Below are 24,159 nucleotides of genomic sequence, written 5' to 3' on the forward strand. Positions count from 1 at the left end.
GGCTTTTTCGTGCGCAGGAAAGCGCTTCAGCGATCCTGGTTCTTCAGCTTTTCATCCGGGTACAGGAAGGGGATCGCAGCCTTCGTGTAAACGCACATCGAGTAGAGCGTGAGGATCACGGCGATCCAGATGAGCCAGGTCCCGATCAGAGAAATGTTGAGCCCCCAGAGGGGATCGTGCCAGAGCAGCATCGGGATGGCGACCATCTGCGCGATCGCCTTCACCTTGCCGTACCAGTTCACCTTCACGTGGGAGGAGGCTCCGACCTTGGCCATCCATTCGCGCAGCCCCGTCACGGCGATCTCGCGCCCCACGATGATGAGGGCGACCAGCATGTCGATGCGGCGCAGCGCGAGCAGCGCGATCACCGCCGCGCACACGAGCAACTTGTCGGCCACAGAGTCCAGGAAGGCGCCCATCGGGGTGGTGAGGTTGAAGTGCCTCGCGATGAAGCCGTCCAGGGCGTCGGTGACAGCCGCAATGCAGAAGATCACGCAGGCGATCACGTTCTGCGCGTGCGGGCTGAGGCAGCCGAGATAAAAGACCCCGATCACGAACGGGATCAGCGCGACGCGGGTCCACGTGAGCGCCATCGGCACATTGAGCCGGCTCCGTGACCGGGCTGTCGAGGAATTCTGTACTTCAGACATAACGGCACCGCAGCCCCGCAGTCAGGGCGCGGGGCGAAGAAAAAAATAACGAAGACGTTCCCGATTGTAATGCGTGCTGAGGACGAATTCGTCCGCCTGAGCAGTGAATTTCATGCCGAGGCCTCGCCGTGCAGCTGCAGGTAGATCTTTTCGGCGAGCGTTTTGGAGATGCCCTCGACAGACTCGATTTCCTCGACGGAGGCGTTGCGCAGGCCCTTCATGCCGCCGAATCGCGCGAGCAGCCTCGCCCGGCGCTTCGGCCCCACGCCCTCGAAGTCTTCGAGGCGGCTGCGGCTGCGGGGCTTCGCGCGCCGCGCCCGCATGCCGGTGATGGCGAACCGGTGGGCCTCGTCGCGGATTTCGGCCACGAGCATGAGTGCGGGCGACTGCGGCCCGAGCACCAGGGGCTCGCGGTGCTGGTCGCGGGGAAAGACGAGGGTCTCGAGCCCCACCTTGCGGCCCTCGCCCTTGGCAACGCCCACGATGTGGGAAGTGTCCAGCCCCAGGGAATCGAAAACCTCCCGGGCCATCTCGACCTGCCCGCGCCCGCCGTCGATGAAGACCACCGTAGGCATCGGGGAGCGGCCCCTGGCCACCGCGCTGTAGCGGCGCGTGATCACTTCCTTCATCGCCGCATAGTCATCGCCGGGCGTCACATCGTCGATGTTGAAGCGCCGATACTCGGAGGAGTCCATCCTGAAGTTTCTGAACACCACGCAGGAGGCGATGGTGGCCTCGCCCGCCGTGTGGCTGATGTCGAAGCACTCCGCGCGGAAGTCCTCGAGCCGCCCGCTCTCGGGCCGGATCCCCAGCGCGTCGACGAGCTCCTGCAGCCTCGACTTCTCGCCCAGCTCGACCGCGATGTGGCTCTCGAGGGCGATTTTCGCGCCAGCCTGGGCCATCTCGAGCCAGCGGCGCCGGGCGCCCTGGGGCTCGCCCACCACGGGAACCCGCCGGCCGGCGATCTCGGAGAGCAGCTCAGAGAGCGCCGCGGGGTCCCTCGCGTCCGCAGTCACGACCACGGTCGGGACCGGCAGCCCCTCGTAGTGGTGAGACACGAAGGCCTCGAGGATATCCGGGGCATCCTCGGGCGCGGCCTCCTTCTCGTGGCTCGGGAAAAAAGCCCTGTCGCCCAGGTGCCGCCCTCCGCGCACCATGGCCAGGTTCACGCAGGCCCTGCCTCTGTCGACGGCGACCGCGATGATGTCGGCGTCGACGTCGCCCCCCGTGGTCTCGATCGTCTGCCCCTCGAGCACGGTCGAGAGCGCGGCAAGCTTGTCGCGGAGCCTCGCCGCGTCCTCGAACCGCAGCTCGGAGGCCGCCGCAGCCATCTGTGATTCAAGCTCCGACATGAGCTCTCCGCCGTCGCCCGAAAGGAAGCGCTTCGCCCGGCGCACGTCCTGCGCGTACTCCTCCTCGCTCACCGCTCCCACGCACGGCGCCGAGCAGCGGCCGATCTGGCCGAGCAGGCAAGGCCTCGAGCGGTTGCGGAAATTGGTCTCCTCGCAGGTGCGCAGCTGGAACACCTTCTGCAGCACCGCGATCGACTGGCGCACCGCGCCGCTGTTCGGGAACGGGCCGAAATACGTGCTCCTGCGGTCCACGCCCCCGCGGTAGAAGCTGATCCGCGGGTAGGCCTCCGAGCCGATCCTGAGATACGGGTAGGTCTTGTCGTCGCGGAAGACGATGTTGTACTTGGGCTTGAGGGACTTGATCAGGTTGTGCTCGAGCAGCAGCGCCTCGGCCTCGGACCGGGTGACGGTGGTCTCAAGCTTCTCGACCTGGGAGATCATGAGCGCGATGCGCGGCGACAGGTCCGATTTCTGGAAATAGCTTGAGACGCGCTTCTTCAGGTCCCTGGCCTTGCCGACGTAAAGGCAGTGCCCTGCGGCATCGAAGTAGCGGTACACCCCCGGCAGCGAGGGCAGATTTCTTAAAATAAGCGCGTAATCGAAATCGGCGGGGGGCGTTCCCTTGGGCATGAGGTCTCCTTGGTGGGGGAAGGCCGAAAAGCACGGCTGACGCGCTTTCCCTCCCCCTTAAGGCCTCAGAGTCTAAAGCACGCGGCCCCTTGCTGCTGCGGCGACAAATCATGCAAAGCTACACTCAGGAGCGGCCCCTGCGCTGCGACATTTTCTGCCACGTGATTGACAACTTCGGCGACGCGGGCGTGTGCTGGAGGCTCGCCCGGGCGCTTTCCAGCGAGGAGGGCTTCAAGATCACGCTCTATATCGACGATCTCGCAACCCTCGCGCGAATCGCGCCCGGCGTCGTCCCCTCGCGCCGCTCGGGCCAGACCGTCTCGGGCGTCACCGTCCGGGGCTGGGAGGAATGCCTCGGGCGCGGCCCCGGCGACGCTGTGGTCGAAACCTTCGGCTGCCGGCTTCCGGACGCATTTGAGGAGGCGATCGCCGCCCGGATCGCCTCCGGACGGCCCACAGCCTGGCTCAACCTCGAGTACCTCTCGGCCGAAGACTGGGTGGAGGGCTGCCACGGGCTGCCCTCGCCGCACCCGCGTCTCCAGGCGACGAAAACCTTCTTCTTTCCGGGCTTCACGCAGAAGACCGGGGGCGTGCTGATAGAGCGCGGGCTGCTGGAGGCGCGCGACCGCTTCTCCCCGCAGGACAAGGCCGCGGCGCTTCGTAGCCTCGGGGCGGATCCGGACAGCCCCTTCAGCCTCTTTTTCTTCTCCTACCCGAGCGCTCCGGTCGAATCCCTGGCGGCTTCCCTGGCCGCGGACCCCAGGCCGCTGCAGGTTCTCGCCGCTCCCGGCGAGGCCGGCCGCAGGCTGGGCGAGGCGCTGCGCCCGCTGGAGGCTCCCCAGGTGTCCTTCCGGCCTGTGCCCGCAGTTGCGCAGGACAAGTTCGACCGGCTGCTGTGGTGCGCCGACGCCCTCATCGTCCGCGGCGAAGACTCCTTCGTGCGCGCCCAGCTCTCCGCAAGGCCTTTCCTCTGGACCATCTATCCGCAGGATGAGAACGCGCACATCGTGAAGCTGCGCGCCTTCATGGACCGGATCGCCCCGTCCTTTCTCGAGCCCGCCGGGGCGATCTGGCGGGAGGCGAATCTCGCCTGGAATGAAAACCGCTGGGAAAACCGCCACTGGGCGGCATTCCGCAGCGCCTCCGGTGCTCTCGCCGCGGGCGGACGGCGCTGGGCGGCCCGCCTGGCCGGTCTCGGATCGCTCTCCCGCAGCCTAGCCAGACAGATAAAAAAAGAGCTAGAATAATGGGCTTGAAATTTTCCCCGCCCGGCCGTTCGCGAGCAAATGCCAGAAAGTGCCAGGCTTCTCTAAAGGTAGAACTCAGATTATGAAAACCGCTCAGGAACTTCGCGCCGGCAACGTCTTCATGGTTGGCAAGGACCCGATGGTTGTGGTCAAGGCCGTTTACTCCAAGGGTGGCCGCGGCGCCTCCACCGTCAAGATGAAGATGCGCAACCTTCTGACGGGCGCCATCACCGAAACCGTGTACCGCGCTGACGACAAGTTCGAGGACCTGATCCTCGAGCGCAAGGACGTGACCTACTCCTACTACGCCGATCCGTCCTATGTCTGGATGGACTCCGATTACAACCAGTACGAAGTCGGCGAAGAGGCCATGACCGAGGCGAAGAAGTACCTGCAGGAAGAAATGCCCGCCGAGCTTACGTTCTACAACGGCCAGCCCATCTCCGTTGAGCTGCCGACCAAGCTCGTGCGTGAAATCGGCTACACCGAGCCCGCCGTGAAGGGCGACACCTCCGGCAAGGTCATGAAGCCCGCCAAGCTGAAGGACACCGGCTACGAGCTGCAGGTCCCCGCCTTCATCAACGTCGGCGACAAGATTGAAATCGATACCCGCACCGGCGAGTATTCCAACCGCGTGAAGTAATTTCCCTGATCTTCAGGAGAAAGAACCAAAGCCTGGCGCAATTTTCTGCACCAGGCTTTTTTCGGCCCGCGTCTGGCCTACCCCGGCACCCAAGGCATGAAAAAGCTCCCATTCCTTCTTTCCCGCCAGCGCCTGAGCGCAGCCGCCCTGTGCCTTGCGGCCGGCTTTTTTCTGCCCTTTTCGGCGCTGCCTGCGGCTCGCTCGGCGCAGCTCGCCTCGCTTCTGATACCCTTCGGGCTTTTTTTCGCCTTGTCGCCGCGCAGGCCGGGATGGGTCAGGGCCGCCGCAGCTTTTTTTCTTGCGGCCTGCCTGCTGAGCTGCGCTGATTCGGCCCTGCGGGGCTTTCTCATGACGTCCTACGAGTCGGACTACTTCTCGGGGTTCGTCATCCAGGCGCTTGCGAACACCAGCCCGCAGGAGGCCCGCGAGTACCTCGCCACGGCCCAGCCCCAGATCCTTTTCTGGGCAGGCGCGGGACTTGCGGTTTTCCTGATTCAGGCCGCCTTGATTCTTTCGAGCCTGAGGCGCAGCCTTCCTCTGGGCTGTTCTTTGCCGCAGCGGCCGGGCGACTTCAGGCCCGGCCTCCCGTCGGGCGCCGCCCTGTGCCTGGCCGCCGCTGCCGTCGCGGGACTCACCCTCTTCAACCATTCATGGCGGTCGCACATGGTGCCGCTCTCCTGGATCAAGGCCGCGGCCTGCGCGGAAAGCTACCGGGACTTCTGGCGGCAGAGCGACGAGCGTAACGCCGAGATTGCCCACGTCTCGCAAAGCCTGATCACTCACGTGGGTGACGCGCCGAAAACCATCGTTCTGGTCATAGGCGAGAGCCTCACCCGAGACAACATGAGCCTTTTCGGCTACTCGCGCGACACGACCCCGGAGCTGCGCGGCATGGTGCAGAAAGGCGAAATCACCGCCGTTGCCGACAGCTGGTCGACGGCAGCCCAGACCATCGCCGCCTTCGAATCGATGTTTCGCTTTCCTGCCGGCCAGGCGCAGCTGCAGGGCCGCGGCAATCTTTTCGCCTTCTTCCGCGCCGCCGGCTTCCGGATCATCTGGATCTCGAACCAGGACGACCTCGCGATCAAGGAGCTCTACCAGGACTACGCTGACAAGGCCGTCCTCCTCAACCGCGTCTCAGGCCGCTCCACCCGGTCCATGGACGAGAAGCTCCTGCAGCCGCTTTCGGCCGCCATGCAGGATCCGGCGCCAAGGAAGCTCATTGTCGTGCACATGCTCGGAGCCCACCCGCACTTCGCCCTGCGCTATCCGGATCGCCTGAAGGACGCCTGGAGCGGATCCGACAGCGTCTCAAGATCCATGGAAAAGCTCGGCCGCGGGCCGATCGTGCGCGGCCAGCTCAACGACTACGACCGCGCGATGCTCTATCAGGACGAAGTCCTCGCGCGAATCTTCAGGATCGTCCGCGACGGGGCCGGAAACCGAAGCACGCTCTGCCTTTTTCTGTCGGACCACGGCGTGGAGACCGGCCGCTACGACAACCGCGTCGGGCACTCCCCGTCTTCTCCCTCAAGCTACCGCATCCCTGTCCTTCTCTGGGCGCGGGGGCCGCTTGAACAGGCGGTCCGAAAGGCGGCCGAGCGCCCCTTCAGGGCTGACTGGACCGACAGCCTGCTGCTCGATGCGGCGGAGATCCGCTGGAAGGGCGAACGGCCCCATGAGTCCCTTCTCAATCCGGACTACCGATGGTCAGAGCCTGAATCCAGGCGCCGTTTTTCATCCGCCCTCAGCCGCGACTAAGTTCGGTAAGAAAAGGCCTGTGCGATGTTTCCCGGACTTTGCATAGGTAAAAATGCGTAACATTCGAATGAATCGGGCCGGCATCTAGGTAATATGCCTTACGTCATAATGCTTGGCGTGGAGTGTGAAGAATGCCCAGATATCTTGCAGCTTTCCTGCTGACCGACAAGGGGTACCGCGTCACTTTTCCCGACATTCCCGGGCTTGCGAGCTTTGGCGCCACGATTCAGGAGGCCTACGACAATGCGGCTGTCGCGCTGCGCAGGTGTCTGCAAAAGTTCCGCCGCCCGCTGCCGCCGGCCATGAAGAAAAAGGAGATTCTGAGCGCCCTTGAGCGCTCGGGCCTCGCACGCCAGGGCGTTCTGGTCCGTCCTGTCGATTCGTTCGACGCCGAAATCGTCGAGGCCTCAAACAGATTCAGGGCAAGCGAGAAAAGCCTTCTGTCCGGACTGCCTGCCTCCGGCGGCGATTAAGCGGGGCTGCCCTTCGATGCGGGAACCCGCCGCTTCGCTCTCGGGCAGAGACGGAGCGCCCATGATCAATCACATGAATTAAGCCTCAAGGATTAGTTGATCTAAGCCAAAGTTCGTACGAACCCCTCCGGGAAAAATGAAATCGACGGGGCCTGAGATAAAAAGCCCGCAACCTGGAGAGAAGCTATGACAAGAGAAATTTCACGCCGCAGCCTGATTAAGGCGAGCGTGGTCGGTGCCGCCGCTGCTGGCGCCGCGACCGTTTCCGGCGCTGCCTCCGCAGCCGAAAAGGGCAGAACCGAAACCTATGACGTGATTGTGATCGGGTGCGGGTGCGCCGGGATGGCAGCCGCAATCGAGGCAAAGAATGCCGGCGCAAGGTCTGCATTCTGGACAAAATGCCGCGCCCCTCGGGCAATACGATCTTCTCGGGCGGCATCATCAACGCCGCCGGCACCTATGTTCAAAAACAGGAAGGCGTCAATGATTCTCTTGACGCCTTCTACGCCGATATGATGAAAGTCTCGCAGGACCGGGGCGATCCTGCTTTGACAAAAATGTATGTTGAAAAATCCGCGGAAGCCGTCCAGTGGCTGACCGGCGAGTGCGGGATCAAGTTCCGCAAGCTCGAAAAGGAATCCTGGCCCATGCTGCAGAGAGGCCATGTGGTCGACGGCCCCCTGAAGCCCCACGGCGCGCAGCTGGCAAAACAGATGCTCGATCGCGTCAAGGCGCTCGGAATCCCCGTCTTCTTCAACACCAAGGTGATTGAAATCACCCGCAGCGAGGTGCTTCACGCCACCGGAGTGAAGGCGGTCGACGAAGACGAAGAACTCGTGACATTCAAAGCCAGAGGCGGTGTCATCGTGTGCACCGGCGGCTTCCATAACAACAAGGAGCTCATCTGCCGCTATATGGGCGGAGATGTCGCCTGGATGCCGATCCGCGGATCGACCTGCATCACGGGCGAGAACATCACGCTGACCGAGCCTTTCAATCCCATGTATGTCAATATGGATCAATTCCACGGCGGTCCGATTCACGGCCCGACGCGCGCCAATCCGTCCATCATGGTGAATTACGGCATTCTGGTCAAACAGGACGGGACTCGCTTCATCGACGAGGTCAATACCTACGTGTATGTCGCCAAAGCCATGCCGAAGCTCATACCGAACAACTGGGCCTTCATCATCATTGATGATCAGGTTACGAACATTTCGACGGTTCAGGACCGCATCAACCGTTATCAAAGAAACCACGCGCCGATCTACACCGGGAACACAATCGCCGAACTCGCGAGAAACGCCCACATTCCGGAAGCGACCCTGGTGAAAGTGGTGGATCAGTACAACGCCGCGATCAAGGCCGGCAAGGGCGGCACGCTCAATCCTCCCAACACGCTGAAAGGCGCACGGCTGCTTGTCAAGCCCCCGTTCCGCGCTTTCCCGTTCCAGGGCGGCATGACGGCCACTTTCGGCGGCCCGAAGATTTCACTCAAAGGCGAAGTGCTCAACACTGAGGGCCGGCCGATCCCTGGCCTTTATGCGGCAGGCAACGCAATCGGCGGCCTCCTTTACAAGGACTACATCGGCGGCTCCCAGCTCTGCGCGGCGATCATCTGGGGGCGCGAATCCGCCCGCAGCGCCGCTGCCCGGGCCAAAAAAGCCTGACGGGCTGAACTGAACCGCACCGGGGATTAAATCGGCTTCTGCGCGGTTTAATCCCCTACCCTTTTCCTACCGGTAAGACTGCAAGTATGATTTCCAAAATTTCCGCTTTGGCCCTGTCAGCGGCCCTGGCCTTTACTCTGTCGATGCCTTCCTACGCAGCAGGCGAAGGCCCCTTCCTGGCAGACCGGCACGTCAAGGCCGGGGTGCAGTGCTCCGGCTGCCACAAGGAGAACCCGCCCGCAAAAAAGGTCAAGACATCGCAATGCCAGAGCTGCCACGGCGACTACTCGAAGCTGAAAGAGCGCACCAAGGACATGAAGCCCAACAATGTTCACGACAATCACCTGGGAGAACTGGACTGCCGCGAATGCCATCAGGGTCACAAGGCCGACAAGCTCGTCTGCAGCCAGTGCCACCAGTTCCAGTTCACAATGCCTAAAAAGTGACGACACAGACATCGTTAAAAATCACTTTCAGCGTTTTCCTCGGCTTCGCGGCTCTGTTCTCAACTTCGGCCTGTGAAGCCGCAAGGAAGCCTCTTTTCGTCGGAACTGTCAATTTCGTCCGACCGACAGAAAAGGCAACGATCATTGAGGCCACCGTCGAGAGCCTGAGAAAAGGGTTCAGTGACCGCGACGTCCGAATGGTCGAAATTCCCGTCAGCCGGCTCGACGATGCCCTCAATGACGGGAAAATCGACATCTTCATCACGAGCGCAGGACAGTCCTTCCGGCTTCAGCAGAAACACGGAACCCGGGTCCTGGGAACTCTCGTGACGAAAAACTACCCGGATCCCAATCACAGCGAAGGTGCCGCCATTTTTGTCCGCAGGAATTCCTCCCTGCAAACCCTGAAAGACCTCAAAGGAAAGAGCCTGATTGCGAACACGCCCGTTGCATTCACAGGCTTTCACGTTCCCATGGGGGAAATAGCAAAAATAGACGCCGACTGGGAGAATTTCTTTTCATCCATGCAGTTCGTCGGCGGGGGAGCCGCCCTCGGCGAAGCCCTGGCCTCGGTCGCCGAGGGGCAGACCGACGCAGCTTTTGCGCGGCTCTGCTACTTTGAGACATGGGCCAAAAGTCACCCTGAGCTTGCCTCGAAGCTGCGCATCATCAACTCTCAAACGCAGAAGGGCGAAGCCTGCGTTCGATCGACCGAACTCTATCCTGACTGGACTGTCACGGCCACCGGCCGGCTGACGCCTGAAGAGGCGCGGACAGCCGCCCTGGCGATTATGAACATGCCTCCCGATGAGCATGGAAACACCTGGGGAGTCGCCACCGATTATCTGCATGTGGACCACCTCTACAGATCCCTGAGGCTCGGCAAGTACAGGTATCTGCGAGACTGGACCCTGACGCGCTTTCTGAATGAATACTGGCCGGCGCTCGCGCTGTTGCTGCTGTCGCTGCTGGGGCTGATTCTCCATTCCTGGCGGACGGGCTACCTCGTCAGGCGCCGGACCAGCCAGCTGCAGGCCCTGATGGCCAGGCAGAATGATCTGCAGGAAAAAGCGAGGGAAGCCTCCGAACATCTTGCTGCTCTTCAAAAAATGGGAGCGCTCGGACAGGTATCCGGAATGCTCGCTCACGAAATGAAGCAGCCGCTCGCAACCATTTCTTTTTACCTGGACGGCCTGAAGCTGCTGCTCGGCAAGGGAGTGATCGGCCCTGAAGACCACCTGAAGGAGCCGCTTGAAGAAATCGAACGGCAGACGAAGAAAGCCAACGACATTGTCGAACATGCCCGGCAGTACGCAAGGACTGCCAAAAGCGGCAGCCGGCGCACCTGGGTGCATTTCTCCTCCGTCTTGAATCAGACAATTGAAAATTACCGGGTCTCGCGAAGTCGCCCTCCGTTTATTCAGAAAGACCTTGCTGCAGCAGACGTATGGATTAAAGTCGATCCGCTGGAAATGGAGTGCGTGGTGTTCAACCTGCTTAAAAACGCAGGGGAAGCAGCAGAAACCGTCATGAAACCGACCCTGCGGATCCTGACCCGCCGGCAAGGGAACTGCGTCAGGGTCACTGTCATCGACAACGGTCCGGCTCTGACTGACGCGGACTTTCAAAAAATACTGAGACCCTCAGGTCCCAGCCTGAAAGCCGGGGGACTGGGATTCGGGCTGTCCATTGTTCGCGGGCTGCTCGAGGCCTACGGCAGCAAGCTTGTCTTCGAGCGCAGGAGCGCGGGCGGACTCCAGGCAAGCTTTGAACTTCCCTGCCGCGATCAAAAGCCCCAGGAAAAGGAGAACCCAGTCTCATGAACGAACTCAAGACCATTCAGGAAAAAGCTCTGATCCGGATTGTGGACGACGAACAGGACCTCAGAAAAGGCCTGTCATTCCTGCTGGGATGCGCCGGATGGAAAAGCGCGGGCTACAAATCCGCCAAAGACTTTCTCAGAAACGACAGCCCGTCTGTACCAGGCTGCCTCATTCTGGATGTCCAGATGCCTGACATCAGCGGCATCGAGCTCCAGCATGAGATGATCAGGCGCAACAGCCCCCTGCCAGTCGTTTTCCTTTCGGGACACGGAGACATCGACATGGCGGTGCAGGCGATACAGGAGGGGGCCGTACATTTTCTGCAAAAGCCCGTCGACAGCGCGAGGCTCCTGGCAGTCATCGAGAAAGCGGTGCGGAAATCCCTTGAAGAAAGCCCTGTTGTGACTGACAGCACCTCGGCGCGGCACCGGCTCTCGCTGCTGACTGAACGCGAACGGGAGGTCATCGGGCTCGTCGCGCAGGGGCTGTCCAGCCGTCAGATCGCGACTCGCTTCGGCATCAGCGAACGCACGGTGGAGGCTCACCGTTCTTCCGCAAACAAAAAGCTCCATGTCAGTTCCACTTCTGACGAACTGAAGGAACTTCTAAAGCAGGGTGAACAGTTCTCTGAGCCTTAAAGTCAGGCGGAGCGCTTAAGAAAACAGGGCAAATGAAAAGGCCCGGGAGTGTGCGACGCTCGCAGCGTCTTGGCCGGGCCTTGTGGCGGAAACCAGCTTGATGAGGGTTTACTGACCTCGTGGTTTCTCTGCCTTCGTGAATATGATCTCACAGCGCAGCCCCCGACGGCCAGAGGGCTTTTCCTGATGGCTGAATCGGTGCACTTCGCAGGAAAATTAAAGAATTGTGCCGATTTTCACCCGATTGAAGCAAAGGACGCAGCGCCCTCGGCTTCATCGTCGTCGTCATCAAACCAGCTGATCTCCTCCCCCTCGTCCACCTCATCATCCTCGTCATCTTCAAAATCGATCTGTTCCTGCCGGCTCTCATGCTCGAACTCTGACATTGCGGCTGCTCCCGTTGGATCTTCTGAACGTGAAGAAAAGTTAGCAGACAATTTTGACAAACCGGTTAAAAGCCCGAAGTCAGGCTTAAAAATCGCCGAGGGCTGATGCCGCTCCCAGGGAAAAGGCGGCCGGAGCGCTCGAAACGCTCCCGCTGCGAGTTCTCCGGGCTGAAGCGCCTTCCTGAAGAAGCCGCCCTTCTCCGGAGAAAAAAGCAGGAAGAGCGGTTTGAGAGGAGAAAGCCCGCGCTCAATTTTCACTTGCAAAACAGACCTCTGGGGTTGCCCGCGGGAAAAATTCCCTTTATTCTCCTTTCAGCCGGCTTTCTTTCCCCGGGCAGGCGGGAATCAGCCCGGCTTTCCAATCGTTCATCGCGCAGGGGGGTAGGGCTATGGAAACGTATGAGGCCGCTCACATGACGCTGGCCGACGCGGACTATATCGAGCGATACGGTTCACTTAACCGCGATGTGGCTCTTCCGGAGCCTTTCGGCTGGCTTGTCTCGCCGGAGGCCTCCGCCGACGACACCGCCGCGGCCAAAGCCCGGCTCACGCTGCTGTCCGTGCTGCCCGACGCGATCCAGAAGGCGCAGCCCAGCGGGAGGCGCACCCAGGGAGCCGATAAGACCGAGTTCACCGCGCTCGAATACCCGCCCCGTAAGGCCGGGCTTCCCGGTCTTTCGCTCTACCTGCGCCGCAGGCCGGGCGAGGAGAACTTCGAACTCTTCACGACGGCGCCAGCCCTGCCCGGGACCCGGGCGGAAGCTGAGGTCATGGCCGTGCATGCTGACGCAAACGGCGTTTCAGGCGACGCCGCCCTTAAATTCGGCGAAACCGTGTTCACCTGCGCGCTGCCGTATTTCTTCTATGACGGGGCCTTTCTCGAGCCCGGACTGAAATGCGAGTTCGAAGTCTCCGCCGTCGCTGTGGGCCAGAGCTTCGGCCTGGCCTCCGAGCTCGCCCCGGGGGAAGCCTTCAGCGTAAGCTCAGGCCCCTTTTATGAGGAGGCGCTGCAGGACTTCCTCTCGCAGCACCCAGGCCTCGGCCGGGAAGCTCTGCCGGAAGTGAAAGTCTCCACGGAGAACCTTCAGCTCATCAGCCCGCACGGCAGCGACGCGTGCCTGATGGAGCTGCGCTGCAGGGCCGAAAAGGCCGCGAGGCTCGAATTCTTTTCTTCTGCCGTCCTGCGGCTGGACTGCGTCCTGGACCAGGCCTTCGGCGAAAAGCCTCTGGCGATCTATGCGGCGGAGACGCCCGAATGGAGCGCAGAAAAGCTCTCCGGGCAGTTTATCGCCGGTCTGTTCTGGGTCTCGGCCAGGCTTGTCCCGGAGTCGTTTCCGAAGCACTAGCGCTTCCGGGCGCCGCGCGCTCCGCGCCCTTTTCCCGGCGCAGCCGCCCGAAGCGCATAAAGCAAAAGCCTGCAGATTTTCAACCTGCAGGCTTTCAACGGATTTTCAAACGGGCGGCAGACGAAGGAAGATCAGCTGGCGGGGGTGGTAGGACTCGAACCTACGAATATCGGATTCAGAATCCGATGCCTTAACCAACTTGGCGACACCCCTGTCTTTTAAAGCACCGGTCGCTCGCGCTTCCGGCCCTCGCTTTCAACCGTCTGCTGACGCTTGAAATTCTGGTGCGGTCGATGAGAGTCGAACTCATATGGATTGCTCCGCCACCCCCTCAAAGTGGTGCGTCTACCAATTTCGCCACGACCGCATGAATTCTTAAAGATCCTGAAGCAGATTCATATCTGCGTCAGAGGTTATGTATTTTACCTCGGAATCTGATTTTGTGAAGGGGTATTAGGGATATTACTAGAATTAGCAGCCGGAGACGAGGCATCCGCAGGAACCGAGGACACCGTGCCCAGCACGCCGCCGCCCTCAGCCTGGCGCTCGAGCTGGTTATGGCGGGCGAAGGCGCCCGAACCGAGCGTAATCGCAATCGTCGCGAGGAAGAAGATCGTCGCGACAATCCAGGTCATCTTGGACAGGAACGTGCCGGAGCCGGCTGCGCCAAAGAGAGAACCGGAGGCGCCGGAGCCGAAGGCCGCGCCCAGATCCGCGCCCTTGCCGTGCTGCAGAAGCACGAGAATCACCAGCGCAACGGCTGCGATCACCTGGACAGCCAGCCCAATGCTCATCAGAAGAGACATGTCTTTCCTCTTAAAACCTAAGGTTGTCAGCGCCCGCAGGCGCAGATGCCATAAAAACTTTCAGCCTTGAGCGAAGCGCCCCCCACGAGCGCCCCGTCGACGTGGGGCAGCGCGAGAATGGCCGACGCATTGGCCGGCTTCACGCTGCCGCCGTACAAAACCCTCACTTTCTCAGAGGCTCCAGCGTCCGCCTCGCAAAGCGCAGCGCGAATCGCCGCGTGCACGGGCTCGATTTGCTCGAGCGAGGCCGCGGCCCCTGAGCCGATCGCCCAAAGCGGCTCGTAGGCGAAGGCGCCGCCCGATAGCGACTCAATCCCGCAGCCCTCGAGCACCGCCCTCACCTGCGCGAGGATCACCTCGGAGGTCCGGCCCGCCTCACGCTCCTCGCGGGTCTCGCCCACGCAGACGATCGGGCGGATCCCCTGGGCGGCCAGAGCCTTCACCTTGAGAACCACCGAGGCGTTGCTTTCGCCGAAAAGCGTCCTGCGTTCGGAGTGCCCCACGATGCAGAGCCTGGCGCCGGCGTCCCTGAGCATCGATGCGCTCACCTCTCCGGTGAAGGCGCCGCAGCCCTCGCGCACGCTCACGTCCTCCGCGCCGGGCTCGACCGCCTCGAGGCCTTCAGCCCTGAGGCTGCGCACAAGCCGGTCGAGAAAGACCGAAGGCACGCACAGGCCAGCTTCAGCCGCAGGCGCAGCCTGCCGCCAAAGCGCCGCCAACTCCTTCGCCCAGTTTTCAGCCAGGGCGAGGGAGCCGTTCATTTTCCAGTTGCCGACAACCAGAGAAGAGCGACCCTTCATGTCCATTGCCCGTCGATGAGAAAGATTTATTATTTTAGCTAAAAAAAGGAGGGGAAGCCAGTTCCCCTCCTTCGTCATCCGAAAAGCCTTTCAGGCTCCGGCCGCTCAGGCCTGCTGGATGTCAGGGCTGCCTTCGGCGGCCGCCCGCTTTTCATCATTGATGAGAGCCTTGATCGAAAGGCGCACGCGGCCCTTCTCGTCGGCCTCGATCACCTTCACGCGGACCTTCTGGCCTTCCTTCAGGTAGTCGCTCACCTTGTCGACGTGGACATTGGCGATCTGCGAGATGTGCAGCAGCCCGTCCTTGCCGGGCAGCAGCTGAACGATCGCACCGAAGTCGAGGATGCGGGTGACCGTGCCCTCGTAGATCTGGCCCACGGCCACCTCAGCGGTGATCTCTTCGATCCGGCGCTTGGCTTCCTGAGCCTTCTCGGTGTCGGCCGAGGCGATCGTCACCGTGCCGTCTTCCTCGACGTCGATCTTGCAGCCGGTCTCCTCGACGAGGCCGCGGATCGTGGCGCCGCCCTTGCCGATCACGTCGCGGATCTTCTCGGGGTTGATCTTGATCACGAGCATGCGCGGCGCATAGGAGGAAAGCTCGCGCTTCTGGTCGCCCACGGCCTGCTTCATCAGGCCGAGGATGTGCATGCGGCCTTCGTGAGCCTGCGCGAGGGCGAGCTTCATGATGTCCTCGGTGATGCCGTCGATCTTGATGTCCATCTGCAGGGCGGTCACGCCGTCCTCGGTGCCGGCCACCTTGAAGTCCATGTCGCCCAGGTGATCCTCATCGCCCAGGATGTCGGTCAGAATCGCGAACTTGTTGCCTTCCTTGATGAGGCCCATCGCGACGCCCGCGACCAGTCCCTTCAAAGGCACGCCCGCGTCGATCATCGACAGGCATCCGCCGCAGACGGAAGCCTGGGAAGAGGAGCCGTTGGACTCGCAGATTTCCGAAACCACGCGGATCGTGTACTGGAAGTCGTCGTAGTCGGGCAGCACGGCGGTCAGGGCGCGCTTGGCAAGCCTGCCGTGGCCGATTTCGCGGCGCTTGGGCGAGCCGATGCGGCCGGTCTCTCCGGTGGCAAACGGCGGCATGTTGTAGTGGAAGATGAAGCGATCGCGGCTCTCGGCGGTCAGGCCGTCGACGATCTGCTCGTCCTGCTTCGTGCCCAGCGTCGTGAGAGCAAGCGACTGCGTCTCGCCGCGGGTGAACAGGGCCGAGCCGTGGGTGCGCGGCAGCACGCCCATGCGGATCTCGATCGGGCGGACCGTGCGGGTGTCGCGGCCGTCAATGCGCGGCTCGCCGCGCAGGATGCGGTCGCGCACAAGGTGGGCTTCCATGTCAAAGAGAATGCCGTCGACCTCGTTCTGGTCAAAATCGGGCTCCACGCCCTTCGCTTCGCAGTCCTTCTTAAGCGTCTCGTGCACCAGCTCGTAGACCTCGCGGATCTTCTCCGAACGGGGCTGCTTTTGACGGATGTCGTAGGCAGCCTTCAGGCCGTCAAAGGCGAGCTCGCGGATGCGGGCGATGAGAGCCTCGTTCTTCGCGGGAGGCTGCCAGTCCCAGGCGGGCTTGCCGGCTTCCTCGACGAGCTCGTTGATCGCATTGATCGCGACCTGCATCTGCTGGTGGCCGAAGGAGACGGCGCCGAGCATCACGTCCTCGGGCAGGCGGTCGGCCTGAGACTCGACCATCAGCACGGCGCGCTCAGTGCCGGCCACGACGAGATCGAGCTTCGAGGAGGGCATCTGGGAGACGTGCGGGTTGCAGACGTACTCGCCGTTGATGTAGGCGACGCGGCAGCCGGCGATCGGCCCCTTGAAGGGGATGCCGGAAATGGACAGCGCGGCCGAAGCGCCGAGCATGGCGGGAATGTCGGGGTCGACTTCAGGATCGGCGGACACGACGGTGCAGATCACCTGGACTTCGTTGTAGAAGCCGTCGGGGAAAAGCGGGCGGATCGGACGGTCAATCAGGCGGGAAGTGAGCGTCTCGTGTTCCGAGGGGCGCCCTTCGCGCTTGAAGAAGCCGCCGGGGAAGCGGCCGGCCGCATAGGCCTTTTCGACGTAGTCGACGGTCAGCGGGAAGAAGTCCTGGCCCTCTTTCGCTTCCTTTTTGGCAACGACCGTGGCGAGAACCACCGTGTCGCCCATCTGGACGACGGCCGCGCCGGAGGCCTGGCGGGCGATCTCACCGGTCGTGATAGTGACGTCGTTGTCGCCAAAGCGGAAGGACTTGGAGACCTTGTTGAACATGGTCATGTTCTGAGTTTCCTTGTAAAGGGGCAACCTGTTTCCCAGGGAAAATCAGTGGACGGCACGCTGCGGCATCGAGCTCCTCAGCCTTCAAAAAGGGCTCCATGTCGCAACGCGAAGCCATCATCCCCGCGAACGGCGCCTTGTGAAAAAACAAAAAACTGCGGTCTGGCCGAACTCTTTTGAAATCGGACAGACCGCAGCGCCTAGAACCATCGCGACAGCAGGATTACTTGCGCAGGTTGAGAGAATCAATGAGCTTGCGATAGCTCTCAACGTTGGTGCGCTTCAGGTAATCGAGCAGCTTGCGGCGGCGGGAAACCATCATGAGCAGACCGCGGCGGGAATGATGGTCCTTCTCGTGAGTCTTGAAGTGCTCGGAAAGGCCGTTGATGCGGGCCGTGAGAAGAGCCACCTGGACTTCGGGAGATCCCGTGTCACGGTCAGCGCGCTGGTACTGCTTGATGATGTCCTGCTTGTTGATTTCAGCCATTTTTTCTAACCATAAAAAAGATAAACGGGCGATTTCAGGCGTTAGGAACCTGAATCGTGAAAGTCGCTATTGTATAGCAAAATCGGAGGCGCTGCCGGCGCAGCGCCCCACGACGCGCCCTCAGGGCGTCTGCTCGGCGAGCTGCGCGTTCATCGGGCTCACGGTCTTCAACTTGTTGAGGGCCGCGATGTAAGCCTTGGCCGACGCCGCGATGATGTCCGCATCGGTGGCCACGCCGTTGACGATGCGGCCGCCCAGCGAGAGCCGCACCACCACATCGCCCAGAGCCTCCGAGGTGCCCGTGATCGCGTTGACCGCGTAGAGGTCGAGCGTGGCGCCCGACTTCACATGCGCTTCGATCGCCTTGAAGACGGAGTCCACCGGGCCGTTGCCGAAAGCCTCGGTCGTCACCTCGCCGCCGCCCTCGGTCATCACAACCTTGGCGTACGGGCGCTCTCCGGTTTCGGAGCGCTGGTCGAGGCTCACGAAGCCGTAGTAGTTCGACAGCGGCTGCGAGCCCGAGGGAGCAAAGAGGGCCTGGATGTCTTCGTCGTAGATCTCGCTCTTGCGGTCGGCGAGATCCTTGAAGCGCAGGAACGCCTCGTTGATCTCGTTCTCGCTCGTCACCGGGATGCCGAGCTCGCGGATGCGCTGCTTGAAGGCGTTGCGGCCCGAAAGCTTGCCCAGAACCATGCGGTCCTTGGCCCAGCCGACGTCTTCGGCGCGCATGATCTCGTAGGTCTGGCGGGCCTTGATCACGCCGTCCTGGTGGATGCCGGAGGCGTGCGCGAAAGCGTTCGCCCCCACGATCGCCTTGTTCGGCTGCACCGGGAAGCCGGTCACCGTGGAGACGAGCTTCGAGGTCGGCACGAGCTCCTTGGTGTTGATGCCGCACTGCAGCTGGAAATAGTCGGAGCGGGTCGAGATCGCCATCACGGCCTCCTCAAGCGGGCAGTTGCCCGCCCGCTCGCCCAGGCCGTTGATCGTGCACTCGAGCTGACGGGCCCCGCCGATGTGCACGCCGGCCAGGGAATTGGCCGTGGCCATGCCTAGGTCGTCGTGGCAGTGCACGGACCAGACCGCCTTGTCGGAGTTGGGAACGCGGGTGCGGATATCGCGCACGAAGCTGCCGAACTGCTCGGGGATCGCATAGCCCACGGTGTCGGGAAGGTTCACCGTGGTCGCCCCCGCCTCGATCGCCGCCTCGCAGATCCGGGCGAGGAAGTCCGGCTCGCTGCGCGAGGCGTCCTCGGCCGAGAACTCCACGTCGTCCGTGTACTCGCGGGCGAGCCGCACGGCCTTCACGGCGTTCTCGATCACCTGCTCGGGCGTCATGTGCAGCTTCATCTGCATATGAATGGGGCTAGTGGCGATGAAGGTGTGAATGCGCCCGCGGGCCGCCGCCGAGATCGCCGTACCCGCCTTTTCAATGTCCCGCTCGAGCGCGCGCGACAACGAGCACACGGTCGAGTTCTTCACAATCGAGCTGATCTTCTGAATGGCAAGAAAGTCGCCCACCGAGGCGGCTGCGAAGCCCGCCTCGATCACATCGACGCCGAGCCGCTCGAGCTGCTGGGCGATGCGGACTTTCTCATCCCCGGTCATGGTGGCGCCGGGGCTCTGCTCTCCGTCACGGAGCGTGGTATCGAAAATGATGAGTTTTTCCATCAGGTTCTCCAGTCTTCAGGCTGGTCCCGGCGCTGCCCGGGGCGGCCGTTTCGCAGGCCGGGCTCCGGGTTTGCCTGAGACCGCATTTCTGATCAATATAGCGCATAAAAGGCAAGCGCCCAATTCCAGGACTGGGGAATCGGGCGCGAGAGGACGGGAAGAGCCGGCCAGGCGGCCGCCTCCTTCCTTTCCTGAAAGGAGGCGGAGGGCCGCCGGAACGCCGTTACATGAGGAAGAGCCAGTCCCCAATCAGGAACGTGGGGATGAGGATGCCCATGCTCCAGGCCATATACCCGAAGAAGGAGGGCATCTTCACGCCGCGGCTGCAGGCGATCGAGTGCACCATGAAGTTCGGGGCATTGCCGATGTAGGTGTTCGCGCCCATGAAGACCGCGCCGCAGGAAACCGCCATCAGGGTCTTCGCGTCCACGCCCATCAGCACGGTGGGATCGCCGCCGGCGAGGTTAAAGAACGCGAGATAGGTCGGCGTGTTGTCCAGGAACGAAGAGAGCATTCCGGTAAGCCAGAAGAAAACCGAGTTGTTGTAGGTTCCGTCGGCATTGGTCACAAGCGCGACGAGCGGCGCGAAGCTTCCGTCGTGCCCGGCCTTGAGCATCGCAAGCACGGGCACCATGCACACGAAGATGCCGGCAAAGAGCTTGGCCACCTCGAGGATCGGCTCCCAGGAGAACTGGTTCTTCTCGCGGACCACTTTCGGGGTGAGGATGACGGAGAGAATCGCGCAGGCGAGGAAGATGCCGTCGCGCGCCAGCCCCTGCCCGGTGAGCGTCACGCCCAGGAACTGCACCTTGAAGCCCGAGTCCCAGACCCCGGAGAGCAGCACCGCGCCGATCACGATCACGAGCAGCATGATGTTGACGGCGCCCGAGATCCGCAGCGACTCGTTCGCCTCCTTTTTAGGCTCGACCGGAAGGGAGCGCGGATGCTCCTTCTTCCAGCAGATCGTGTCGATCACCAGGTAGACCACCGAGAGCAGCCCCACCGTGAAGACCATCGGCAGGAACAGGTGCTGGGCAGGCCAGAAGAAGTCCACGCCCCGCAGGAAGCCCATGAAGAGCGGCGGGTCGCCGAGCGGCGTGAGCGAGCCGCCGATGTTTGCCACGATGAAGATGAAGAAGATGAAGGTGTGCATCCGGTACTTGCGGTGCTCGGTCGCCTTGAGCAGCGGACGGATGAGCAGCATCGCCGCGCCGGTCGTGCCCATGATGTTGGCAAGCCCCGCCCCGCCCACGAGGAAGGCAAGATTGCCCGCAGGCCGGCCCGAGAAGTTGCCCGAAATGTGGATGCCGCCCGCCACGACGAAAAGCGTGCCCACGAAGAGGATGAAGGGCAGGAAGTCGCCTACCAGCGCCTCGTTGAGAGCAATCAGGCCGTTTTCAAGCCCGAAAACCATGCTGATCGGCACAATGGTGAGCACGGCCCAGGCGAGCGAGACCTTGCCGAAGTGGTTGTGCCAGAACTTGGCGGCGAAAAGTGGAATAAAGGCGATCGAGAGAAGAATCCCGGCGAACGGAACGGCCCAGGCGAGCGAGAGCTCCGCGCCGCTCATCTCAGAAGCAAAAGCAGCGGCCGGCGAAAAAAATGCGGCCGCAGCAGCCAGAGCCCGCCCCGGCAGGTTGGAACAAGACATTTTCCGAATCCTTTTTTTAATTTACGGTCCCCTCCGGTCCGAAGAGGGCTGATCCAGCGCTGCCCGAGGGTCGGAAGCCCTGCGGCGCAGCGGCCGGATGTTTTTTATTGTAGTGGATCCGCGGCCCCGCACCGAACGGGCGCGGGGCGTTTTTTTGCACGGGCCCGCCGCCCCGGGCGGCGGCAGGACTAGGCTTTGGGTTCGGCAGCGGCGGTGTCCGGCTCGTCCAGCCCGAAGACCTGCCGCAGGTAGGCGAGATAGGTCGGATCCTCGCACATGCCCTTTTCGGGCGTGTCAGAGATCTTGGCTACCGGCTGGCCGTTTGCCTCAATCATCTTGATCACGATGTTGAGCGGCTTGGGACCCACGTCGTTCATGAGGTTCGTGCCGATTCCGAAGCCCAGGCGGATGCGGTGGTTGAACCGCCGGTAAAGCGCGAGCACGCGCGGGATGTCCAGCCCGTCGGAGAAAATGAGGGTCTTGCTCTTCGGATCGCACTTGTTCGCCGCATAGTGCCGGATCATCGCCTCGCCCCAGCGGAAGGGATCCCCGGAATCATGCCGCGCGCCGTCAAAGAGCTTGCAGAAATACATGTCAAAGTCTTTGAGGAAGGGCTTGAGCCCGTAGACATCGGAGAGCGCGATCCCCAGGTCGCCGCGGTACTCCTTCGCCCACATGTCGAAGCCAAAGGTCTGGCTGTCGCGCAGCCTCGGGCCCAGGGCCTGGCAGGCCTGCAGGTACTCGTGCGCCATTGTTCCGAGGGGCACCACCCCGAACTCGCGGGCGAAGAGCACGTCGCTCGTACCCGAGAAATGGCGCCCGAGATGCTCGATGCAGTATTCGATCACCTCCTCCTGCCAGGCGCGCGAGAAGCGCCGCCTCGCCCCGAAGTCCGAGATCACGAGGTTGTCGTTGTCCGGCTCCTCGAGGATCATCCGGCACTTCTCGGCAAGCCTGCGGCGGCCCAGCTCGAAGCCGTCGGCGGGAACGCGGTGGCGGAAGTAGGTCTCGCTCACGATCGCGAGCACCGGGATCTCAAACAAAATCGTGTGCAGCCACGGCCCCTTGATCGAGATGTCGATGCCGCAGGGATAGTCGTTCGAGGGCGAGACGCGGATGTACTTGCGCTTGAGGTGAAAAAGGCTCAGGAATTCGACGAAGTCGCGCCTGATATACCGCAGCGAGGCGAGGTACGCGAGCTCCTGGTCGCTGAAATGCAGCTCGCACAGGTGGTCGATCTCCTCGTTGATCTCGGAGACGTAAGGCCGCAGGTCAACGCCCGGGGTGCGGCACTTGAAGCGATACTTCACCTCGGCCCCGGGGAACTGGTGCAACACGCACTGCATCATCGTAAATTTGTAGAGATCGGTATCCAGCAAAGACTCAATAATCATCCAGAAACTCCTCAGAGTCCGGGGCGCGGGAAAATCCCGGGGCCGTCCCCGGCTGCCGGCCATTGTGGCACAACCGCGCCGGAGTGTTCAGCGCGCCTCTTCCACCCAGTCGACGAGATCGGAATCGGTCGCGGGGACGAGCCTCCGGCACTGGGCGTAAAGAGGATCGCGCTCGAGCGCGCTGCGGCCGGGCCAGAGCCGGCTGGGGTTGAGCCGTGCGCTGCGCCGCTCAAAGAGCTCGCTGCGCTTCCAGTCAAGGCCCGCGAGGAGCTCGTCGGAGAGCTGCGGCGCGTTGCAGAGAATCAGCGCGTCGCAGCCTGCGTCCAGGGCGGCGCGGGCCCGTTCGAGGATCCCCCCGGCGACCCGGGCGCCGCCCATCGCGAGGTCGTCCGAAAACACGAGCCCCTCGAAGCCGCAGCGGCCCCGGAGCACCTCCGAGAGCCAGCGCCTGGAGAAAGTGGCAGGCAGCGGGTCCATGCCCGGGTAGGCGACGTGCGCGGTCATCACCGAAGCGAGCGCCGGGGCGAGGACCCGGTAGGGGCTTGCGTCCTCGCGCACGATGAGCTGCGGGTCGCGCTCGTCCTCAGGCAGCTCCTTGTGGCTGTCGGCGCCGGCCCAGCCGTGCCCGGGGAAATGCTTCCCGCAGCAGGCCATCCCCGCCTCGCGCATGCCCGAGATCATCGCGAGCGCGAGCTCGGCCACGGCCTGCGGATCGCGCGAGAACGAGCGGTGGCCGATCACCTTCGAGTGCCCCCAGTCGAGGTCGAGGTCGGGCGCAAAGGAAAAGTCCACGCCGCAGGCGAGCAGCTCCGCGGCGAGCACATAGCCGTGGGCCCAGGAGGCCCGCAGCGCCTCCCCGCGGTCGCGCCCGTACATCCGGCCGTACTGCGCAAGGGCGGGCAGCCTCGTGAAGCCGCGCCTGAAGCGCTGAACCCGCCCGCCTTCGTGGTCAACCGAGATCAGGATTCCGGGCCTGGCGCCGTGGATCTCATCGCAGAGGGCGCGCAGCTGCTCCGGGCTCTCGTAGTTGCGGGTAAAGAGAATCACCATGCCGGCAAGCGACGAGGCGATGCGGCGGCGGTCGGCTGCGGTAAGAGCCGTGCCTTCAATGTCAATGACTGCGGGTCCTAGCATAGTTGTGCATGTGGCGGCTCCCCTTCGGGGAGCCCCTCGTTTTTTTGGGTTTCAGGCTGCATCAGGTTAGGCCGCGCCGCCCCGAAAGAGAAGCCCGTCCGGGCGCAACCCCCTCGCCAGGCTTCAGAGCCTGTGCAGCTCCGAGAGGATCCGCCTCGAATTGAGCGGCCGGTCGCCCACGGCCGCGGCGATGATCGAACGCAGCAGCGACTTCGCCGCCTTCAGGATCGCCGGGTCCGAGAAGTGGCATTGTACGATTTCCCGCAGCAGCGCGGCGCTGTAGCGCGGGCCGCTGCCCGCGCCGGCGCGCACGAGCTCCGCGCCGCGCAGCTCATAGGTCCCGTCCTCGAACGTTCTGGGCAGCCCGTAGCCCGAGAGCTCGAGCAGCCGCATCTCGAAGAGCCGCAGCGCCTGCTCGACCGTCTTCCCGCGCTCCTGCCCCGAGAGCACGCGAAGTGCTCCCCAGTACGCCTCGAAGAGCCCCTCCTGGGGATCCTCGAGCGCGGTCAGCCGCATGACGAGCTCATTGATGTAAAAGCCCGCAAGCAGCGCCTCGCCCTCGACGGGCGCAAAATCGCCCATCCACCGCAGCCCCGTGAGGGTCTTGGTCGCGCCGCTACCGCTCCAGGCCGCCTGCAGCGGGCAGAATTCCGCGAGGATGCCGCGCCAGGGGCTCGTAGGACGCTTCGCGCCGCGGGCCCTCACCGAGACCCGGCCGAAGTCGCGCGAGAGCAGATCGACCAGCAGGCTCGTCTCCGACCAGGGGCGCGTGCGCAGCACGAACACGGGCTGCCCGGAGACCCGCTCCGGGCTGACGCGGTTGATGAAGCCCCCGATTGTCTGAAAGGACTGGGAAGACATGGCTCGGGCGCAGGGCTTTCCCGGCTGCTCC

The 24,159-nt window shown here is 62.9% G+C and carries 21 protein-coding genes and 1 tRNA gene; 9 read left to right on the forward strand and 13 right to left on the reverse strand.

The genetic code is table 11. The features are described from left to right. Window positions 1-26 precede the first annotated feature (26 nt). Window positions 27-650, reverse strand: a complete 624-nt coding sequence (gene pgsA, locus MAF45_RS03635) for a CDP-diacylglycerol--glycerol-3-phosphate 3-phosphatidyltransferase (protein WP_237978189.1) — start codon at window positions 648-650, stop codon at window positions 27-29. 110 nt (window positions 651-760) lie between these two features. Beyond that, the gene (gene uvrC, locus MAF45_RS03640) at window positions 761-2,632 is read right to left on the reverse strand and encodes an excinuclease ABC subunit UvrC (protein ID WP_237978190.1); all 1,872 of its coding nucleotides are present in this window, start codon (window positions 2,630-2,632) and stop codon (window positions 761-763) included. A gap of 110 nt (window positions 2,633-2,742) precedes the next feature. Between uvrC and earP the strand changes: the two genes are divergently transcribed. From earP to MAF45_RS03680, 8 genes are all read left to right on the forward strand, one after another. Further along, window positions 2,743-3,879, forward strand: a complete 1,137-nt coding sequence (gene earP / locus MAF45_RS03645) for an elongation factor P maturation arginine rhamnosyltransferase EarP (RefSeq protein ID WP_237978191.1) — start codon at window positions 2,743-2,745, stop codon at window positions 3,877-3,879. Between the two features lie 82 nt (window positions 3,880-3,961). After that, window positions 3,962-4,522: an elongation factor P gene (gene efp / locus MAF45_RS03650; RefSeq protein ID WP_237978192.1), complete on the forward strand. Its 561-nt coding sequence runs from the start codon at window positions 3,962-3,964 to the stop codon at window positions 4,520-4,522. A 96-nt stretch (window positions 4,523-4,618) separates the two neighbouring features. After that, complete coding sequence (locus MAF45_RS03655) at window positions 4,619-6,283, forward strand: phosphoethanolamine transferase (RefSeq protein ID WP_237978193.1); 1,665 nt, start codon at window positions 4,619-4,621, stop codon at window positions 6,281-6,283. 131 nt (window positions 6,284-6,414) lie between these two features. Continuing rightward, window positions 6,415-6,756 carry a type II toxin-antitoxin system HicB family antitoxin gene (locus MAF45_RS03660; RefSeq protein WP_237978194.1) on the forward strand — a complete coding sequence of 114 codons (342 nt, stop codon included), beginning with the start codon at window positions 6,415-6,417 and terminating at the stop codon, window positions 6,754-6,756. Between the two features lie 332 nt (window positions 6,757-7,088). Further along, window positions 7,089-8,426 (forward strand): FAD-dependent oxidoreductase, encoded by a 1,338-nt coding sequence (locus tag MAF45_RS03665; protein ID WP_237978230.1) that lies wholly within the window; start codon window positions 7,089-7,091, stop codon window positions 8,424-8,426. Between the two features lie 86 nt (window positions 8,427-8,512). Next, on the forward strand, window positions 8,513-8,872 hold the full coding sequence (locus tag MAF45_RS03670; protein ID WP_237978195.1) for a cytochrome c3 family protein: 360 nt from the start codon (window positions 8,513-8,515) through the stop codon (window positions 8,870-8,872). Next, window positions 8,869-10,695, forward strand: coding sequence for a sensor histidine kinase (locus MAF45_RS03675; RefSeq protein WP_237978196.1), 1,827 nt, complete (start codon window positions 8,869-8,871; stop codon window positions 10,693-10,695). Before MAF45_RS03670 ends, MAF45_RS03675 begins: the two co-directional genes overlap by 4 nt. Beyond that, window positions 10,692-11,333, forward strand: a complete 642-nt coding sequence (locus MAF45_RS03680; RefSeq protein ID WP_237978197.1) for a response regulator transcription factor — start codon at window positions 10,692-10,694, stop codon at window positions 11,331-11,333. Before MAF45_RS03675 ends, MAF45_RS03680 begins: the two co-directional genes overlap by 4 nt. A gap of 236 nt (window positions 11,334-11,569) precedes the next feature. Here MAF45_RS03680 and MAF45_RS03685 read toward each other — a convergent pair whose 3' ends face one another. After that, entirely contained in the window at window positions 11,570-11,977 is a 408-nt protein-coding gene (locus MAF45_RS03685; protein ID WP_237978198.1) for a hypothetical protein, read from the reverse strand. 131 nt (window positions 11,978-12,108) lie between these two features. Here MAF45_RS03685 and MAF45_RS03690 point away from each other — a divergent pair, with 131 nt between their 5' ends. After that, the gene (locus MAF45_RS03690) at window positions 12,109-13,065 is read left to right on the forward strand and encodes a hypothetical protein (RefSeq protein ID WP_237978199.1); all 957 of its coding nucleotides are present in this window, start codon (window positions 12,109-12,111) and stop codon (window positions 13,063-13,065) included. A gap of 282 nt (window positions 13,066-13,347) precedes the next feature. Here the strand turns inward: MAF45_RS03690 and MAF45_RS03695 are convergent. From MAF45_RS03695 to recO, 10 genes are all read right to left on the reverse strand, one after another. Continuing rightward, a tRNA-Leu gene (locus MAF45_RS03695) sits at window positions 13,348-13,432 on the reverse strand. A 55-nt stretch (window positions 13,433-13,487) separates the two neighbouring features. Next, window positions 13,488-13,871 (reverse strand): preprotein translocase subunit SecG, encoded by a 384-nt coding sequence (gene secG / locus MAF45_RS03700; protein WP_237978200.1) that lies wholly within the window; start codon window positions 13,869-13,871, stop codon window positions 13,488-13,490. Between the two features lie 26 nt (window positions 13,872-13,897). Beyond that, on the reverse strand, window positions 13,898-14,671 hold the full coding sequence (gene tpiA, locus MAF45_RS03705; RefSeq protein WP_237978201.1) for a triose-phosphate isomerase: 774 nt from the start codon (window positions 14,669-14,671) through the stop codon (window positions 13,898-13,900). 105 nt (window positions 14,672-14,776) lie between these two features. Beyond that, window positions 14,777-16,933 (reverse strand): polyribonucleotide nucleotidyltransferase, encoded by a 2,157-nt coding sequence (pnp, locus tag MAF45_RS03710; RefSeq protein WP_237978202.1) that lies wholly within the window; start codon window positions 16,931-16,933, stop codon window positions 14,777-14,779. Between the two features lie 223 nt (window positions 16,934-17,156). Beyond that, on the reverse strand, window positions 17,157-17,420 hold the full coding sequence (gene rpsO / locus MAF45_RS03715) for a 30S ribosomal protein S15 (RefSeq protein WP_237978203.1): 264 nt from the start codon (window positions 17,418-17,420) through the stop codon (window positions 17,157-17,159). Window positions 17,421-17,540: 120 nt separating this feature from the next. Next, window positions 17,541-19,091, reverse strand: coding sequence for a 2-isopropylmalate synthase (locus MAF45_RS03720; protein ID WP_237978231.1), 1,551 nt, complete (start codon window positions 19,089-19,091; stop codon window positions 17,541-17,543). 220 nt (window positions 19,092-19,311) lie between these two features. Continuing rightward, window positions 19,312-20,739: a sodium:proton antiporter gene (locus MAF45_RS03725; protein WP_237978204.1), complete on the reverse strand. Its 1,428-nt coding sequence runs from the start codon at window positions 20,737-20,739 to the stop codon at window positions 19,312-19,314. A 188-nt stretch (window positions 20,740-20,927) separates the two neighbouring features. Next, window positions 20,928-22,133: a nicotinate phosphoribosyltransferase gene (gene pncB, locus MAF45_RS03730; protein WP_237978205.1), complete on the reverse strand. Its 1,206-nt coding sequence runs from the start codon at window positions 22,131-22,133 to the stop codon at window positions 20,928-20,930. An 87-nt stretch (window positions 22,134-22,220) separates the two neighbouring features. Further along, on the reverse strand, window positions 22,221-23,267 hold the full coding sequence (gene nagZ, locus MAF45_RS03735) for a beta-N-acetylhexosaminidase (RefSeq protein ID WP_237978206.1): 1,047 nt from the start codon (window positions 23,265-23,267) through the stop codon (window positions 22,221-22,223). Between the two features lie 123 nt (window positions 23,268-23,390). Beyond that, window positions 23,391-24,128 (reverse strand): DNA repair protein RecO, encoded by a 738-nt coding sequence (gene recO, locus MAF45_RS03740; RefSeq protein ID WP_237978207.1) that lies wholly within the window; start codon window positions 24,126-24,128, stop codon window positions 23,391-23,393. Between the last annotated feature and the right edge of the window lie 31 nt (window positions 24,129-24,159).

Source organism: Mesosutterella porci, from assembly GCF_022134585.1.
Classification (GTDB): Bacteria; Pseudomonadota; Gammaproteobacteria; order Burkholderiales; family Burkholderiaceae_F; genus Mesosutterella; species Mesosutterella porci.

Coding starts and splice junctions, on each gene's coding strand:
- pgsA (WP_237978189.1), bottom strand. CDS start 650: ATGTCTGAAGTACAGAATTCCTCGACAGCCCGGTCACGGAGCCGGCTC.
- uvrC (WP_237978190.1), bottom strand. CDS start 2,632: ATGCCCAAGGGAACGCCCCCCGCCGATTTCGATTACGCGCTTATTTTA.
- earP (WP_237978191.1), top strand. CDS start 2,743: ATGCAAAGCTACACTCAGGAGCGGCCCCTGCGCTGCGACATTTTCTGC.
- efp (WP_237978192.1), top strand. CDS start 3,962: ATGAAAACCGCTCAGGAACTTCGCGCCGGCAACGTCTTCATGGTTGGC.
- MAF45_RS03655 (WP_237978193.1), top strand. CDS start 4,619: ATGAAAAAGCTCCCATTCCTTCTTTCCCGCCAGCGCCTGAGCGCAGCC.
- MAF45_RS03660 (WP_237978194.1), top strand. CDS start 6,415: ATGCCCAGATATCTTGCAGCTTTCCTGCTGACCGACAAGGGGTACCGC.
- MAF45_RS03670 (WP_237978195.1), top strand. CDS start 8,513: ATGATTTCCAAAATTTCCGCTTTGGCCCTGTCAGCGGCCCTGGCCTTT.
- MAF45_RS03680 (WP_237978197.1), top strand. CDS start 10,692: ATGAACGAACTCAAGACCATTCAGGAAAAAGCTCTGATCCGGATTGTG.
- MAF45_RS03690 (WP_237978199.1), top strand. CDS start 12,109: ATGGAAACGTATGAGGCCGCTCACATGACGCTGGCCGACGCGGACTAT.
- secG (WP_237978200.1), bottom strand. CDS start 13,871: ATGTCTCTTCTGATGAGCATTGGGCTGGCTGTCCAGGTGATCGCAGCC.
- tpiA (WP_237978201.1), bottom strand. CDS start 14,671: ATGAAGGGTCGCTCTTCTCTGGTTGTCGGCAACTGGAAAATGAACGGC.
- pnp (WP_237978202.1), bottom strand. CDS start 16,933: ATGACCATGTTCAACAAGGTCTCCAAGTCCTTCCGCTTTGGCGACAAC.
- rpsO (WP_237978203.1), bottom strand. CDS start 17,420: ATGGCTGAAATCAACAAGCAGGACATCATCAAGCAGTACCAGCGCGCT.
- MAF45_RS03725 (WP_237978204.1), bottom strand. CDS start 20,739: ATGTCTTGTTCCAACCTGCCGGGGCGGGCTCTGGCTGCTGCGGCCGCA.
- pncB (WP_237978205.1), bottom strand. CDS start 22,133: ATGATTATTGAGTCTTTGCTGGATACCGATCTCTACAAATTTACGATG.
- nagZ (WP_237978206.1), bottom strand. CDS start 23,267: ATGCTAGGACCCGCAGTCATTGACATTGAAGGCACGGCTCTTACCGCA.
- recO (WP_237978207.1), bottom strand. CDS start 24,128: ATGTCTTCCCAGTCCTTTCAGACAATCGGGGGCTTCATCAACCGCGTC.